The sequence below is a fragment of the Methylovulum psychrotolerans genome, from assembly GCF_002923755.1.
GTDB classification, from domain to species: Bacteria; Pseudomonadota; Gammaproteobacteria; order Methylococcales; family Methylomonadaceae; genus Methylovulum; species Methylovulum psychrotolerans.
In genome coordinates, this window is sequence record NZ_PGFZ01000078.1 from 1 (window position 1) to 1,282 (window position 1,282).

The 1,282-nt window shown below is 39.5% G+C and carries 1 protein-coding gene; it reads right to left on the reverse strand.

Annotated features, from left to right (window positions below):
* Positions 1 to 274: 274 nt before the first annotated feature.
* The gene (locus tag AADEFJLK_RS23660; protein ID WP_103976042.1) at positions 275 to 799 is read right to left on the reverse strand and encodes a hypothetical protein; all 525 of its coding nucleotides are present in this window, start codon (positions 797 to 799) and stop codon (positions 275 to 277) included.
* Positions 800 to 1,282: the final 483 nt, after the last annotated feature.

The window sequence follows — 1,282 nt, forward strand, 5'->3', positions numbered from 1 at the left end:
AGTGCCCCTAGGAGGTTGGTTGCAATTTTGGTGCGTCATAGTTGTTATATATGGTCTTTATGATAATGTGATAGGCCTATTGATTCAGAACTATTACAGCCATGTATATCAAAATCATTTTGCATAAACGGACTTTATCATATTTGTGTTTGATTTGTTGGGATATAACACAAAGCAGCCATTAAAAGGTTTTAGTCTAAAGGTGGTCTCCCTTCTCAAGGGATGGATGGGTGACTCCTCATAAAATTCGGTATGATTAAGGAATTGACACTATCTACAGGGCAGTCTTGGGGATTGTGAAAATATTGGAATCAAAGTAAGTGCCCAGCATATTGCCGCCATGTATTCTTGCACATAAGCCCTCAGTTGGTTGGCTGAGGTCATATTTTGGTGTAATGGTTTCACCAGATGCCGAAATATCGGCGTGTTGTTGGATATATTTTATATATATTTGGTAGCTATGCTTTTGTTGTCCTTCCATTTTTAATGGATTCCTTGTCTGGGTGCTTGGAGTAATTATCGCGCCTTTATGGTAAACACTAAAATATCCGCCCATATATTTAGCTGGCCCATCCCCGCAATAAAATATTTCGCTAGTCATATTGAATTCGTGATCAGCGGCCACAGCGATTAGGTTCGCTTGGCTTTCGAAGGTTATTTCTAAAAGTTTCAGCGATGGGCGTTCACGTCCCAACCAAGGAATTTCTGAATGGTCAAGGATATTAACCACTGATGCAGAAACAAAAGCAAGATCGTCAATACGAGGTGCGAATAAGGTTCCGCAACCAGTTAAAGTCATGTAAGAACCTAATAAGCACCCAATTAACGGGTTCCGCATAACTTTTGCATAAACCGAACTTAATCTGATTAGTGTTGGTTTTGTTAGGGTAAATCACGAAGCCACCATTGGCAAATGATGGCTTCCGGAAGTCTGGCGAGTTCCAATTGATCTGGTTTGACGAAGGTCTCCCGCCAATAACAGGGTTGTTCAGCATATTAGTCGGAGAACCCGGCATCATTTTTGAAAAATCAAAATGAAAAAAGTTGGGTGTATGATTATAGTCAAGTAGGGTGTACATCGCGCACTCTACTTGGCTTTAATTACATTTCCGATATCTTAGCTAAAAAGCAACTAATTTTATTTCAGTAACGCAATTTTCTTGTGTTTTAATGCTAAATGGCCCGAAACTATGTCCTGATCCGGCATATCCATGTTTTTTAGCAATTTCCATCAGCTTATCAATTTTTAATTCACAGCTACCGATACTCTGATTGGTAATGT